Origin of the sequence: Tropicimonas sp. IMCC34043 (assembly GCF_003390845.1) — a bacterium.
In the GTDB taxonomy this organism is placed as follows: Bacteria; Pseudomonadota; Alphaproteobacteria; order Rhodobacterales; family Rhodobacteraceae; genus Tropicimonas.
This window is the reverse complement of the sequence record NZ_QMEK01000001.1, coordinates 456,992-471,305: the sequence shown is the minus strand read 5'-3', so window position 1 is coordinate 471,305 and position 14,314 is coordinate 456,992. Positions and strand designations below refer to the sequence as shown.

General features: G+C 66.8%; 12 protein-coding genes. 5 read left to right on the top strand and 7 right to left on the bottom strand.

What is annotated here, in order from left to right; genetic code table 11:
- Positions 1 to 3 precede the first annotated feature (3 nt).
- Both DQG17_RS02110 and DQG17_RS02105 read left to right on the top strand, forming a co-directional pair.
- On the top strand, positions 4 to 1,164 hold the full coding sequence (locus DQG17_RS02110; RefSeq protein ID WP_116131094.1) for an ABC transporter permease: 1,161 nt from the start codon (positions 4 to 6) through the stop codon (positions 1,162 to 1,164).
- A gap of 232 nt (positions 1,165 to 1,396) precedes the next feature.
- The gene (locus DQG17_RS02105) at positions 1,397 to 3,478 is read left to right on the top strand and encodes an ABC transporter ATP-binding protein (RefSeq protein ID WP_116131093.1); all 2,082 of its coding nucleotides are present in this window, start codon (positions 1,397 to 1,399) and stop codon (positions 3,476 to 3,478) included.
- 9 nt (positions 3,479 to 3,487) lie between these two features.
- Here the strand turns inward: DQG17_RS02105 and DQG17_RS02100 are convergent, their stop codons facing one another.
- From DQG17_RS02100 to DQG17_RS02090, 3 genes are all read right to left on the bottom strand, one after another.
- Positions 3,488 to 5,269, bottom strand: a complete 1,782-nt coding sequence (locus DQG17_RS02100; protein ID WP_116131092.1) for a Na/Pi cotransporter family protein — start codon at positions 5,267 to 5,269, stop codon at positions 3,488 to 3,490.
- Between the two features lie 171 nt (positions 5,270 to 5,440).
- Positions 5,441 to 6,607, bottom strand: a complete 1,167-nt coding sequence (locus DQG17_RS02095; protein ID WP_116131091.1) for a cytochrome-c peroxidase — start codon at positions 6,605 to 6,607, stop codon at positions 5,441 to 5,443.
- A gap of 108 nt (positions 6,608 to 6,715) precedes the next feature.
- On the bottom strand, positions 6,716 to 7,342 hold the full coding sequence (locus DQG17_RS02090) for a lytic transglycosylase domain-containing protein (protein ID WP_369907969.1): 627 nt from the start codon (positions 7,340 to 7,342) through the stop codon (positions 6,716 to 6,718).
- Positions 7,343 to 7,523: 181 nt separating this feature from the next.
- Here DQG17_RS02090 and ssb point away from each other — a divergent pair, with 181 nt between their 5' ends.
- Positions 7,524 to 8,021 (top strand): single-stranded DNA-binding protein, encoded by a 498-nt coding sequence (gene ssb, locus DQG17_RS02085; RefSeq protein ID WP_116131090.1) that lies wholly within the window; start codon positions 7,524 to 7,526, stop codon positions 8,019 to 8,021.
- A 90-nt stretch (positions 8,022 to 8,111) separates the two neighbouring features.
- On the opposite strand, the gene aroB is transcribed toward ssb, so the two are convergent.
- Together aroB and DQG17_RS02075 are read right to left on the bottom strand one after the other, a co-directional pair.
- Positions 8,112 to 9,224 carry a 3-dehydroquinate synthase gene (gene aroB / locus DQG17_RS02080; RefSeq protein ID WP_116131089.1) on the bottom strand — a complete coding sequence of 371 codons (1,113 nt, stop codon included), beginning with the start codon at positions 9,222 to 9,224 and terminating at the stop codon, positions 8,112 to 8,114.
- A gap of 4 nt (positions 9,225 to 9,228) precedes the next feature.
- Positions 9,229 to 9,774, bottom strand: a complete 546-nt coding sequence (locus DQG17_RS02075) for a shikimate kinase (RefSeq protein ID WP_116131088.1) — start codon at positions 9,772 to 9,774, stop codon at positions 9,229 to 9,231.
- A 283-nt stretch (positions 9,775 to 10,057) separates the two neighbouring features.
- On the opposite strand from DQG17_RS02075, the gene DQG17_RS02070 reads away from it, so the two are divergent.
- Both DQG17_RS02070 and DQG17_RS02065 read left to right on the top strand, forming a co-directional pair.
- Positions 10,058 to 11,605 carry a hypothetical protein gene (locus tag DQG17_RS02070; protein ID WP_116131087.1) on the top strand — a complete coding sequence of 516 codons (1,548 nt, stop codon included), beginning with the start codon at positions 10,058 to 10,060 and terminating at the stop codon, positions 11,603 to 11,605.
- The gene (locus tag DQG17_RS02065) at positions 11,602 to 12,543 is read left to right on the top strand and encodes a site-specific tyrosine recombinase XerD (protein ID WP_116131086.1); all 942 of its coding nucleotides are present in this window, start codon (positions 11,602 to 11,604) and stop codon (positions 12,541 to 12,543) included. Before DQG17_RS02070 ends, DQG17_RS02065 begins: the two co-directional genes overlap by 4 nt.
- Positions 12,544 to 12,572: 29 nt before the next feature.
- On the opposite strand, the gene DQG17_RS02060 is transcribed toward DQG17_RS02065, so the two are convergent.
- Together DQG17_RS02060 and dksA are read right to left on the bottom strand one after the other, a co-directional pair.
- The gene (locus tag DQG17_RS02060) at positions 12,573 to 13,742 is read right to left on the bottom strand and encodes an FAD-dependent monooxygenase (RefSeq protein ID WP_116131085.1); all 1,170 of its coding nucleotides are present in this window, start codon (positions 13,740 to 13,742) and stop codon (positions 12,573 to 12,575) included.
- A 102-nt stretch (positions 13,743 to 13,844) separates the two neighbouring features.
- The gene (gene dksA / locus DQG17_RS02055; RefSeq protein WP_116131084.1) at positions 13,845 to 14,267 is read right to left on the bottom strand and encodes an RNA polymerase-binding protein DksA; all 423 of its coding nucleotides are present in this window, start codon (positions 14,265 to 14,267) and stop codon (positions 13,845 to 13,847) included.
- Positions 14,268 to 14,314: the final 47 nt, after the last annotated feature.

Genomic DNA, 14,314 nt, shown 5'->3' with positions numbered 1-14,314 from the left:
GCCATGGAAACCCTGTCCTGGGGCGCCATTGTCGCCCGCCTCCTGAGCCAGCTCCTGCCGGTCTGGATCGGCATGGCCGCGGTCTTCGCGCTGTCCTTCGGGTTCAAGCGGCGGCTTGGGCTGTACGGACAGCTGTTCGATTCGACAATCGGCATGATCGGCTTTGCCATCGTCCTGTTCTGGGCCCTGACCGGGATTTTCGCGGATACGATCATCACCTTCGATCCGCTGCAGCAGATCTCGGGGATGAAGAACAAGGTGCCCGGCACCCCGCTGCCCGAAGCGGTCGCGGGCTATCGCTATTACCTGCTCGGCGGCGACAACCTGGCGCGCGACGTGTTCAGCCGCATGGTGTCGGGCGCGACCATCGTGATGCAGATCGCGCCGCTGGCGACGCTGTTCGCCTTCATGGTGGGGATCACTCTGGGGCTGCCCGCGGCCTATTACGGCGGCCGGCTCGACACCTTCCTGTCGTTTCTGGCGAACCTGATCCTCGCCTTCCCGGTCATCCTGCTGTTCTATCTGCTGGTGACGCCCGAGATCGTGCAGACCGGCCTGCCGACCTATATGGCGGGGGTGCTGTTCCTGTTTCCGATCATCTTTCTGGTGGTGCTGTGGAACTCGCGCTATTTCACTCAAAGAGGCAAGCGCGCGGCCTATCTGGCGGTGACGCTGGTTCTGGGGCTCTGGCTCTATCTCGGGGTGGCGTGGAACGCCGATCCGCTCGGCCTGATTTCGGTGCCGCCAAACATTCTGATCGTCTTCGTCTCGGTCGTCTTCGTGAATTCGCCGACCGTGTTCCGGATCGTCCGCGGCCTCGCGCTCGACATCAAGACGCGGGATTATGTGGCCGCCGCGCAGACCCGCGGCGAGGGTCCCTGGTACACCATGCTGTGGGAAATCCTGCCCAACGCCCGCGGCCCGCTGATCGTCGATTTCTGCCTGAGGATCGGCTATACGACGATCCTTCTGGGGACGCTGGGTTTTTTCGGCCTCGGGCTTGCGCCCGAAAGCCCGGACTGGGGCACCACGATCAACGACGGGCGCAAGCTGCTGTCGATCTATCCCCACCCCGCGATTGCGCCGGCGCTGGCGCTGATGAGCCTGGTTCTGGGGCTGAACCTGCTGGCCGACGGGCTGCGCGAAGAAAGTCTGAGGGATTGAGCCTGCGGGTTTCGCCATACCGCCGGCCGGTTCCTCTGGACGACCGGCGCAGGGGGGCCAGCCCCCCGTCGCGGCAGGCCGCGACTCCCCCCGGGATATTTCTGAACAGAAGAAGGCGGGGCATGGCCTTTGGGGTATGGGGCGTGCGGCCGGCGGCGCCGCTTCGCGGTTCGCAGGGGCGTGCGGCAAGGGCGGTCGGGCGGGGCAGATGCGACGGGACAGGGAGCGCGCGATGATCGACCGCAACGATGATGGCCCGATCCTCGAGATCGAGAACCTCTCGATCTCGTTTTTCACACGGCGGCGCGAGATCCCGGCGGTGATGGATTTCTCGGCCGTGATCCGGCCCGGCGAGGCGCTGGGGCTGGTGGGCGAGTCGGGCTGTGGCAAGTCCACGGTGGCGCTTGGGATCATGCAGGATCTGGGCGTCAACGGCCGTGTCACCGGCGGTGCGATCCGCTTCAAGGGCCGCGATCTGACCGCCATGGACGAGGCCGGGTTGCGGCGCATCCGTGGCAGCGAGATTGCCATGATCTATCAGGAGCCGATGGCGAGCCTGAACCCGGCGATGACTGTCGGGCGCCAGTTGATGGAAGTGCCGATGATCCATGAGGGGATCTCGCGCCGCGCCGCGCGCGCCCGCGCGCTCGACGTCATCGGCGACGTCCGCCTGCCCGACCCCGGGCGCATCCTCGATGCCTATCCCCACCAGCTTTCGGGGGGCCAGCAACAGCGGATCGTCATTGCGATGGCACTGATGTCGAAGCCCGCGCTGCTGATCCTTGACGAGCCGACGACCGCGCTCGACGTCACGGTCGAGGCGGCGGTGGTCGATCTGGTGCGCGGACTGGGCGAGAAATACGGCACCTCGATGCTGTTCATCTCGCACAACCTGGGGCTCGTCATGGAGGTCTGCGACCGGCTTTGCGTGATGTATTCGGGCGAGGCGGTCGAGCGCGGCTCGATCGGCGATGTGTTCGACGAGATGCGCCATCCCTATACCCAGGCCCTTTTCCGGTCGATCCCGCTGCCGGGTGCGGACAAGAACACGCGCCCCCTGAAGGCGATCCCGGGCAACTTTCCGCTGCCCCACGAACGCCCGCCGGGCTGCAACTTTGGCCCGCGCTGCGATTATTTCAGACCCCGCCGCTGCGATGCCGGCGATATTCCCATGATGACCGTCCCGGGCAACGACCGCCATGGCAGCCGCTGCCTGAGGTTCGGCGAGATCGACTGGAACGCGCCGCTGCCGCGCGCCGAAACCCAGGCGTCGGCCGAGATCGGCGCGCCGGTGCTGCAGGTCGAGGCGTTGAAGAAATACTATGAGGTCGCGGCCAATGCGCTGTTTGGCGGCCACAGGCGTGTGGTCAAGGCCAACGAGACCCTCAGCTTTACCGCGCACGAGGGCGAGACGCTGGCCATCGTCGGCGAGTCGGGCTGTGGCAAGTCGACCTTCGCCAAGGTGCTGATGGGGCTTGAGACCGCGACGGGCGGCAGCATCCTGCTCGACGGCGCGGCGATCGAACGGCTGCCGATCGAAAAGCGCGGCACCGATCTGGTCTCCTCGGTGCAGATGGTGTTCCAGAACCCGTTCGACACGCTCAACCCGTCGATGAGCATCGGGCGGCAGATTTCCCGCGCGCTCGAGGTCTTCCGGGTCGGGAAGACCGAGGCCGGGCGCCGGGCACGAATGCTCGAGCTGCTCGATCTGGTCAAGCTGCCGCGCGAATTCGCGACCCGGATGCCGCGCCAGCTCTCGGGCGGGCAGAAGCAGCGGGTGGGGATTGCCCGCGCCTTCGCCGGCGGCGCCCGCATCGTGGTGGCCGACGAGCCTGTCTCGGCGCTCGACGTGTCGGTGCAGGCGGCGGTCACCGACCTGCTGATGGAGATCCAGCGCCAGAACCGCACGACGCTTTTGTTCATCTCCCACGATCTGTCGATCGTGCGCTATCTCTCGGACCGGGTGCTGGTGATGTATCTGGGCCATGTGGTCGAGATCGGGACCACCGATCAGGTCTTTGCCCCCCCCTATCACCCCTATACCGAGGCGCTGCTGTCGGCGGTGCCGATTGCCGACACGAACGTCACGAAGCGGCACATCGTGCTGGAAGGCGACGTGCCATCGGCGATGAACCCGCCGCCGGGCTGCCCGTTCCAGACCCGCTGCCGCTGGAAGCCGCAGGTGCCGGGGGACCTGTGCGAGACCGAATTGCCGCCGATGCGCGAACTGGGCGGCGGCCATCAGGTGAAATGCCATCTGGCGGAAGACATGCTGGCGCAGATGGAGCCGGTGATTACCCTGGCGGCGGAATAGCGACCGGGCTCATTCCGGCGGATGCGCCACGCATTCCCGCGCCGCGCGGCGGGCCTGGGAATAGACCCGCTTGATCGCCTCGACCACCGCGACTTCGGCCTGCATCTGGGCGATCTCGTCGTCGCGCAGCCGGTGGCCCAGCCCGGCAAGCCAACGGGTCTCGGCCGCCAACGTATCCTCGACCGCCTGGTCGACGATCGGTTTCAATTGCCAGACCGCCGCATCGCGGCCCGACTCGGGTGCTGTCAGCGCCTCGCGCAGATCGCCAAGTGCGGTCGAGACCGTTGCCGCCATCGCCTGCCCCCGGTCTGCCGTCGCCTTGGACGGGCCGCCATCGCGGGCACGGATCACCGCGGGCACCAGATCGGATTCGATGATCTCGGCGATGCGGGTCAGGTTGTGCGAGATTGCGACCTGCCGGCCAAGGTCGGCACTGTCCTCGGCACTCAGATCGCCACGGCCAAGCTCTGCCAGGTAGGTCAGCACCGCCCGGTGCAGCGCCCTGAGCCCCGCCATTGCCGGATGCACGACGCGCGCCGGATCGCGCCCCTCGGTCAGCAATACCTCGATCGCGGTATCAAACCCCTGCTGGGCGATCTCCGCCATCCGTTCGAGTTCATGCCGCGCGGCCATCAATGCCATCGCGGGCGTGGCCAGCAGCATCGGGTCGAGGTATTTCGGCCGCCCCGCCGCATCCGCGGGATCGGGCCGGTCGGGCACCAGCCGGAACGCGACCCAGACCAGCGCATTCGCCAAGGGCAGCGCCAGCAGGGCGTTGGCGAGGTTGAAGATCGTGTGGGCATTGGCGATCTGGCGCGGCAGCTCCAGCATCCGCGCGGCGGGCCCGGTCAGCCCCGGCACATGGGGCGATACGGCGCGGGTCAGTGCCGCAAGTTCGGGGATGAACGCGAGCCACAGCGCAACTCCCGCCAGATTGAACAGAACGTGGATCGTGGCCGCCCGCAGGGCGACGGGCGATCTGCCGACCGCGGCCAGAAGGGCTGTGACACAGGTGCCGATATTGGCGCCAAAGATCAGCGCGATCCCGGTGTCGAGCCCGATCAGCCCGCCCCCCGCCATGGCGATCACGATCCCCATGGTGGCGGCCGAGGACTGGATCAGCGCGGTGAAGGCGGCGGCGATCAGGATCGCCGGCAGCGGCCGGCGCATCCCCGCCATGGCATCGGTAAAGGGGGCATAGCTGCGCAAAGGCTCCATGCCCTCGCTCATTAGCTGCATGCCATAAAAGATCAGGCCAAGCCCCAGCACCATGCTGCCGATCTGGCGCGGCGCATCGCGGCGCGACATGAGCCGCAGCGCAAAGCCGCCGGCGATCATGAACAGCGCCGCCTGATCGACGTTGAAGGCAACGATCTGGGCGGTGACCGTCGAGCCGACGTTGGCGCCAATGATGACGCCGGCCGATTGCGCCACCGACATCAGCCCGGCAGTGACAAAGCCCACCACAAGTACCGTCGTGACCGAGGAGGACTGGATGATCGCCGTCACCACAGCCCCTGCAAGCGCGCCTGTGACGCGGTTCGTCGTGACCCGCGTCAGAAGCTGGCGCATCCGGCCACCGGCCGCGGCCCTCAGCGCGTCGGCCATCTGGTCGAGCCCGAACAGGAACAGCGCCAGCCCGCCCAGGAGCCCGCGCAACATCGTCCAGACCGGCAGCGTCCCGGCCCCGGCCCCCTGAGCCGCGGCGCCTGTCGCCAGAACCGCCGCCGCCAGCAGCGCCGCCACCCCGCAGACCCCCGGCACCAGCCGGCGCGGTCCCAGCCCCGTCATCCCCTGCCCCCTTGCAAAACCGTGCCGGTCAGCTTGTCACGGCAGCGTCGCAAGGAACAGGCGGCATAGACGCCTCTGGCCCGGCGAACCGGCCTTGTGCGGCCAAGGGACAGCAACGCGCGTTTTCCTCTCGACGCCTGCACGCCCGTTCAGAGACGGGAGCGACCGGGATCACTTCTCCAGCAGCGGCTCATAGCGGGCGTCCGTCAACGTCTTCAGGAACGCCACGATCGCATCGACCCTGGCATCGTCGAGACCCGGCCCGGTTTCGAGCTGCTCCATCGACAGCGTTCCGTCGACTTCGGGCGCGCCCCAGGGCGCGCCGGTCTCGGGGTTGATCTGACGGGCCGGTTTCTTGGAGTTGTACTTGTCATAGAACAGCACGACCGTCCGCAGGTCCTGAAACACGCCGTTGTGCATGTAGGGGCCGGTCACCGCGACATTGCGCAGCGTCGGCACCTTGAACTTGCCCGCCTCGGCCGGATCCTCGACGGCGGGGTTGTCCAGCAGGCCGCGGTCTACGAAATCCGCAGCGACCCCGTTCACCGCCCGGACGGCCGTGTTCTCGGGCACGCCGATATTGTGGTATTCATAGTTGCTGAAGGTCTCGGCCGGGTCCATCGCGCTGCGGCCAAGCTGGTGGCACAGGTTGCAGCTGGTGAACTGCTGCGAGAAAAACAGCACCCGCCCCAGTTCCTCCTGATCGGTGAAGGACTCCTCGCCCCGCAGATAGCGGTCATAGCGGGAATCGAAGGGCGCGAAGACCTCGGTGCCCTCGAAGGCGGCAATGGCCCCGGTCATCGCCTCGTACGCGCGGTCGGGGTCGTCGAAAACATCCGCACCATAAAGCGCCTGCATCGACAGCACGTAGTCCGGGTTTTCCTGCAGCCGTTCGACCACGGCGGCGCGATCGGGCATTCCCATCTCGATCGGGTTCAGCGGCGGTCCCCCCGCCTGCCCCGCCAGATCGGGCTCGCGCCCGTCCAGAAACTGCCCGCCCTTCCATTTTCCGGTCTCGGGATCGCGGTGGAATGGCGGCGAGAACATGGCATAGGCCGCTGTCGGCGTGTTGCGGTCGCCAATCGAGGCTCCGTCATCGCCAAGCGACACGGCGCGACCGACGCGCGTCTCGCGCGGGTCGACGAAGGCGGTTGCCGGATCGTGGCAGGTGGCGCAGGCCTCGGTCCGGTTCTTCGACAGCGCGGTGTCGAAGAACAGCGCCCCGCCAAGGGCCTCGGGCGTGTCATAGGCGGGGCCGGCAGTTGCGGCGGTTGTTGGCGGCACGACGACGGCCAGCAGGCAGAACAGGGTGCGAAGAGGCGATCTGAAGGCAGACATGGGCGGATCCGTTGGTGGCTCGGAGGCGTATTCGTCCCCGATACCCCGATTTCCATCCCTTGGAAATTGATCCATCGCAAATTTCCGAGTTTTTTAATCGGAAATAAGTCAGCTACCCCAAATCTTGCGCACATAGTTGGTGGTCTCGCGGTACGGCGGCACATCACCGTATTTGTCGACAGCCCCCGGTCCGGCGTTATAGGCCGCCAGCGCCAGCCGCCACGAACTGTAGCGTTCGTACATCATCCGAAGATAGCGCGCCCCGCCCTCGAGGTTTTCCTTCGGATCGAGAGGATCGACGCCAAGCCGCTGCGCGGTCTCGGGCATCAGCTGCGCCAGCCCGATCGCGCCCTTGTGCGACTTCGCGCCAAGGTTCCAGCCGCTCTCCTGCTGGACAAGCCGCAGAAACAGGCTTTCGGGGACGCCATGCTTGCGCGCCGCATCCTTGGCAACCTGCAGATAGGGCCCCTTGTAGCGTCCACGGTACTGTGGGACCGCAACCGCCGAGGTCACGATGGAATTGATCAGCGGCTTTGTGGCTGCGGGCTGATAGCGGGTAGAATTCGCGTATTGCGAGGCGGCGCGACTGTCGAGAAGCCGGGTCTGCGACGCGAAAAGCTGGGATTTGCTCTTGGAAGACAACACACTGTCAGCGACGCCGGGGCCCGCGCCCATAGAGATCGCACACGCCGCAACAAGCGACACGATCAGCCCTACCCTGAACCCACTGGCCATCCGACCTGCTCTGCCCCTGTATTATTGCGGCGGAGTATAGGCAAAAACGCCGAGATTTCCAGACCGGACACAGCCGCATCGGGAAAATGGCGGTTCTGTGCATTGCAAGGCTGGTGTAGCGTCTGGCTCCAAACCGGAATCGGTGCAAGACAGCAACAATCAACAGGACAGGAGAGCCGGCATGGCAGGATCGGTGAACAAGGTGATCCTTGTAGGCAATCTGGGCCGCGACCCCGAAGTGCGGACATTCCAGAACGGCGGCAAGGTCTGTAACCTGCGCATCGCCACATCGGAGAACTGGAAGGACCGCAACACCGGCGAGCGTCGGGAACGGACCGAGTGGCATTCTGTCGCGATCTTTTCCGAACCGCTCGCGCGCATCGCCGAGCAGTATCTGCGCAAGGGATCGAAGGTCTATATTGAGGGTCAGCTCGAAACCCGCAAATGGCAGGACCAGAGCGGACAGGACAAGTACACCACCGAGATCGTGCTACGCCCGTTCCGCGGCGAGCTGACGTTGCTCGACAGCCGGAGCGAGGGCGGCAGCGGCGGTGGCAGCGCCGGTGGCGGCGGATATGAGGACCGCGGCGGATATGGCGGGCCGTCGGGCGGCAGCGAAAGCGGCGGATATGGCGCCCCCTCGGGCGGCGGCGATATCGACGACGAAATCCCGTTCTGAACCGACGGACGGCGCCCGGAATGACCGGGCGCCGGTGTCACCTGCGGACAAGTCGCGTCGAGGCCCCTTGCAAGACGGTTGTCGGCGGCGTCAGGCCCGGCCTGCCAGTTCGCGCTCCAGCAGGCGCAGAACCTCGGCTTGCGGCACCGCAGCGCTGACAAAGGCCTGGCCAATCCCGCGCATCAGGACATAGCGCAACTGGCCGCCGTCCACCTTCTTGTCCTGTGCCATCAGCTCCATCAGCCCTCGGGCATCGGGCAGCCTGCCCTCGATGTCGGCGATGTCGACCTTCATCCCCATGTGCCGCAGATGTGCGCGGATCCGGCTCGGATCCTCCTGCGCGCACAGCCCGAGCCGCGAGGAAAGCTCTGCCGCCAGCGCGCAGCCGATTGCCACGCCCTCGCCATGCAAAAGCCGGTCGGAATAGCCGGTCGCGGCCTCAAGCGCGTGCCCAAAGGTATGACCAAGGTTCAGCAGTGCCCGGTCGCCCTGCTCGGTCTCGTCCCGCACCACGATGGCGGCCTTCATCTGACAGGCCCAGCGAACCGCGGCGATCCGTGCGCCGGGATCGCCCGCCGCAAGGCTGGGCCCATGTACCTCGAGCCATTCGAAAAAGCGCGCATCGCCCAGAAGCCCGTATTTCACCACCTCGCCATAGCCCGCCAGAAGATCGCGCTTCGGCAAGGTGCCAAGCAGCGTCACATCGGCCAGAACCAGGCTTGGCTGGTGAAAGGCGCCGATCAGGTTCTTGCCAGTCGGCGCGTTGATCCCGGTCTTGCCGCCGACCGAGCTGTCGACCTGCGCCAGCAAAGTCGTCGGCACCTGGATAAAGCGGACACCGCGGCGCACCACGGCGGCCGCAAAGCCGACGAGATCGCCGATCACACCGCCGCCAAAGGCAAGCACGACATCGTTGCGCTCGATCTTCTCTTCCAGAAGCCATTCGACGGTGCGCGAGAAATGCGCCCAGCTCTTGGTCGCCTCGCCTGCGGGCAACACCAGAACCGCGCTGTCGATCTTTTCCTTGCGAAGCGAACCCACAAGCGTGTCGAGGTGCAGCGCCGCGACCGTCGCATCGGTCACGATGGCAACCCGCGGCCGCCTCAGCAGCGGCGCGATCTGATGACCGGTTCGCGCCAGCAGTCCCTCTGCGATACGGATCTCATAGGCTCGTTCGCCCAGCGGCACTTGAACCAGTTCCATCCTGTCAGTTCTCCTCCAGCACATCGGGACGTGTCGCAAGCACCGCAATAACCCGGTCGACCATGTCCGAAATGGCGTATTCCGGTTTCGCCGTCACTGCGAGGTCCGCCATGCCATAGATGGGGGCGCGTTCGGAATAAATCACCTGAAGCGTCGCACGCGGATTGGCAGTTCGCAACAATGGCCGGGTATCCTTGTGCCGCACCCTTTGCCACAGCAAATCGACACTTGCGTCCAGCAGAACCGAAACCCCGCGCTCATGGATCATCCGGCGGTTGCGTTCGGCCAGGAACGCGCCACCACCGGTTGAAAGAATCCCGGGCACGCCGCCCAACAGACGCGAGATGACCTCGGTCTCGCGGTCGCGGAAGAACGCCTCGCCGTCGCGCTCGAAGATCTCGGCGATCGACATCTGGGCGGCGGCGGTAATCTCGGCGTCGCTGTCGAGGAAGGGAACCCCAAGACGCTGCGCCAGGGCCGTGCCCACAGCGGTCTTTCCGGCCCCCATCATGCCCACCAACGCGACCGTCTTCCGCAAATTCGTTGCCACCCTGCTACCCTTTCCCGGCAGTGTGTTGCCGAAGCGCCCATTCTGCACCTGAATGGCGTGAAATCGTCCGGGATGCCATGTATAAAAACCCTGGGCGCCCGTACGAAGGCGTCGGCAGAACGAAAGTCAGGCAGGAAATGTGGCGATTACTCAAGATGTTGCTGGTGCTTGTGAGTCTCGGTGCAATCGGGTTGGTGGGCTATGCCTATCTTGCCGATCTGGCGCCCGAACAGCAGCGGGTCAGCGCCCCCGTGACCCTGGACGTGGACTGAGGGCGCCGCGCATGAAGCTCGCCGCGCTCGTCGTCTGCCTGGTGATCGGCGCGCCGCAGGCCTGGGCCAAGGATCCGGGAAAGCCGCTGTCGTCGATCGACTGGCTGTCGCGCAGCCTGGCCGCCCCGCCGGTTCCGGCAGCAAAGCCGCAGGAGACCATCGCCTCGCTGGCCCCGGACGCGGCCACCGACGACACCATCACGATCGAGCCGCTGGAGCCGCCTTCGGCGGATGGCATCGGGCTGTTGCCGCAATCGGTCACCGGCCTGCCGGCCGATCTGTGGGGCGCGTCCGATGTGACGACGCTCAGCCGGATGCTGGCCGAATTCCCGGTGGAACCGCTGCCGGCGGTTCAGGTGGAGCTGCACCAATTGTTGCTGGCCGAACTGGTCCCGCCGCGCGGATCGACCGGCAGGGCACCGATGCTGCAGGCGCGGATTGACGCGCTGCTGGCGCGGGGCGCCGTGGAAGAAGCGGAGGCGCTGCTGGAGCGGTCGGGATCGAACGCGCCCGAACTGTTCCGCCGCGCCTTTGACGTCGGCCTGCTGACCGGGCGCGAACAGACGGCCTGTGCCCGGATGCGGGCTTTGCCCGGGATCTCGCCTTCCTATCCGGTGCGGATCTTCTGCCTGGCGCGAACCGGCGACTGGATGGCGGCGGCGCTGACGCTCGAATCCGCCAAGGCGCTGGGGCAGCTTACGCCAGAAGAGGATGCGCTGCTGGCGCAGTTCCTCGACGCCGATCTGGCCGAACTGCTGCCGCCGATCTCGGCGCCCGCGCGCCCGACGCCGCTGACCTTCCGGATGATGGAGGCAATCGGCGAGGCGATGCCCACAGGCTCGCTGCCGCTGGCCTTCGCCTATTCCGACCTGCGCCCCCTTGCCGGCTGGAAAGCCCGCGCCGAGGCCGCCGAACGGCTGGCCCGCGCCGGTGCGCTGCCGCCCGAAGTGCTGCTGGCGATCTATCGTGAAAGCAGCCCCGCGGCCTCTGGCGGGGTCTGGGACCGGATCGCTGCGGTGCAGGGCCTGTCGGACGCCATCGCAGCCAAGGACCGCGACGCGGTCGCACGCCAGTTGGAGCCCGCCTGGCAGTCGATGGCGGCGGTCGGACTTCAGATCCCCTTTGCCGAGTTGTTCGGATTGCCGCTTGTGCAGCTCGATCTCGGCGGGTCCGCCGGCGCGCTGGCAACCCGGATCGGGCTGTTGTCGCGAAGCTATGAAACCGTGGCACTGGCGCCGACGCCGCAGGACCCCGAGTTGCGGTTCCTGACCTCGCTCGCCCGCGGCATGCCGGCCGACATCCCCGGGGATGCCCGGTCTGCTGCCGTTGCCGCAGCTTTTGCCACCCCGATGCCGCCGCGTCCCGACGATCTCGCCCAACTGGCGATGGAGGGGCGCCTCGGCGAGGCGCTGCTGACCGCCCTGCGCGGCCTCGCCGACGGATCCGGCGCCGATCCGCGCAATATCACCGGCGATCTGGCTTTCCTGCGCTCCATCGGGCTCGAGGACACGGCGCGCCGTGCAGCCCTGCAGTTGCTGCTTCTGGAGCCACCGAGATGACGGGACCGGCAACCTCCGATCTCTGGATCTCGACATTCCTCGAGGCACAGGCGGCCGAACTGAACGCCGCGCGCAACACGCTTCTTGCCTATGGCCGCGACCTGCAGGACTTTGCCCGCTGGCTGGCCGCAAATCGGCTGAGCCTTCAGGATGCGTCCCGCGATGACGTCGAAAGATATCTGATCGGCTGCGATGCCGAGGGCCTGTCGCGGGCCACCCGGGCGCGCCGGTTGTCCTCGATCCGCCAGCTCTATCGATTCTCGTTCGACGAGGGCTGGCGGACGGACAACCCGGCAGTCCAGATCAAGGGTCCGGGACGCGAGGCGCGGCTGCCGCAGACGCTCAACCTTGGCGAGGTCGATGCGCTGATGGAGGCCGCGGCCACCAGCGGGCGCAACCACGGCGAGCGGGTTCGCAACAGCTGTCTGATGCAGATGCTTTATGCGACCGGGCTGCGGGTCAGCGAACTGGTGACGCTGCCCGCGGCGGCGGCCCGCGGCCTGCCCGAAATGCTGCTGGTGCGCGGCAAGGGCGGCCGCGAACGCATGGTGCCGCTGTCCGGGGGCGCACGCATCGCACTGGCCGCGTGGCTGGAGCTGCGCGATGCCCGCGAAGAGGCCGACCGCCTCAAGGGACGTGCGGCGTCGAAGTTCCTGTTTCCCTCGGGCGGCAAGAGCGGCCATCTGACCCGGCATCGGTTCTATGGCCTCGTGAAGGAACTGGCGGTCGCCGCGGGCATCAACCCCGACAAGGTGACGCCGCACACCCTGCGCCACGCCTTTGCCACCCATCTGCTGGAGGGCGGCGCCGACCTGCGGGTGATCCAGATGCTGCTTGGCCATGCCGACATCTCGACCACCGAGATCTATACCCATGTCCTCGAAGAACGGCTGAAGGATCTGGTGATGGAACACCACCCGTTGATGCGCGACGACTGAGCGTCGCCCCGTCAACGCGGCGCTGCCCGTCAGCTTTTGGTCACGTCGTGGGAATAAAGCCAGGCGAAGCGGTCGGGCATAAAGTCTGGCGCGACCCGGCCGATCATCCTCAGCCCGGCATGGGCGACACGCCGGACCGGCACCGAACGCAGGTGATAGTTGCGCGCATTGGCGGTTGCGGCCGCAACCGTCCGGCGGGCCCGTTCAATCCGTGCCGCCTGATAGGCGGCAAGCCCGGCGTCGACGCCGTCGTGCCCGGCAAGCGATTGCCCCAGAACCCAGGCATCTTCGAGCGCAAGGCAGGCGCCTTGGGCGAGAAACGGCAGCGTCGGATGTGCCGCATCGCCCAGCAGCGCGGCGCCCGGCGCAATCCAGCGCGGCGCGACCGGATGGCGAAACAGGCCCCAGACCCGAACGTCCTCGACCCGCGTCAGCCAGTCCTGCACCGGCCCGCCGAACCGGGCAAAGATCGCGCGCATCCGCTTGGGCTCGCCGGGATGGTTCCAGCCCTCCGCCGACCAGTCGGCGAATTCCTCGACCCCGACGAGGTTCAAAACCGTACCGCCGCGCAGCGGATAGGCCACCAGATGCCGCCCCGGCCCCATGAAGACCTGCGCCTCGTCGGCGACCTCGCCCGGCGTGATGGGCACCAGTGCCCGCCAGGCAACCTGGTTGGTGAACGACGGCACAGCCTCGCCCAGAATTGCGGCGCGGGTGCGCGAATGCAGCCCGTCGGCGCCGACCAGCACCGCGGCGTCCTCTTCAGTGCCATCCTCGAACCGCAGGACCGGTGCGGGCCCGTCAAGCCGCACATCGGCAACCTTCCGGTCGAGTACAATCTCGACCCCGGCCTCGCGGGCCCCGCGTTCGAGCACAGCGATCAGATCGGCACGATGCACCAGACCGAAGCGGCCGAAACCGGTCAGATCGAGCCGCAACACCTCGGCCCCGCGAGCAAAGTCGCGCAGCACCGCGCCGTTCGAGGCCATCGAGACCGCCTCGAACGCGTCCTTGAGGCCAAGGGCTTCCAGCACCGCCGACCCGTTCGGTGAAATCTGCAGACCCGCCCCGACCTCGGCGATCTCGGGGGATTGTTCGATCACCCGGACCGAAGCCCCGCGCAACGCCAGCGCCAGCGCCGCCGCAAGCCCGCCGATCCCGGCACCGAGAACGGTTATCCGTTGACCGATCAGAACCATGACAGCACTCCACAGAATTCCGGAAAAAAGGAACGCCGGACGTTCGGTCCGGCGTTCAGGGGTCTTGCAGTCCCGCCGCGCCGCTTGGTGGCGCCGGCGATGTCAATCGTCGCGATGAACCTTCTCGCGACGCTCGTGGCGTTCCTGGGCCTCGAGGCTCAGGGTCGCGATCGGCCGCGCATCGAGACGTTTGAGAGAGATCGGCTCGCCGGTCTCCTCGCAGTATCCGTATTCGCCATCGTCGATGCGGCGCAGCGCTGCGTCGATCTTGGCCACCAGCTTGCGCTGGCGGTCGCGGGTCCGCAGCTCCAGCGCCCGGTCGGTCTCTTCGCTGGCGCGGTCTGCCACATCGGGAATGTTGCGGGTACCTTCCTGCAACCCCTCGATTGTGTCGCGACTGTCGGCCATCAGGTCATCCTTCCAGGCCAACAACTTGCGCCGGAAATACTCCGTCTGGCGCTCGTTCATAAAGGGTTCGTCTTCCGCGGGGCGGTAGTCTTCAGGAAGAAATATTTCCTGCTTCATCCCAAGTCCTTCTCGCGTTTTCCCCCGTCTCGAAGGAACGTCACCGT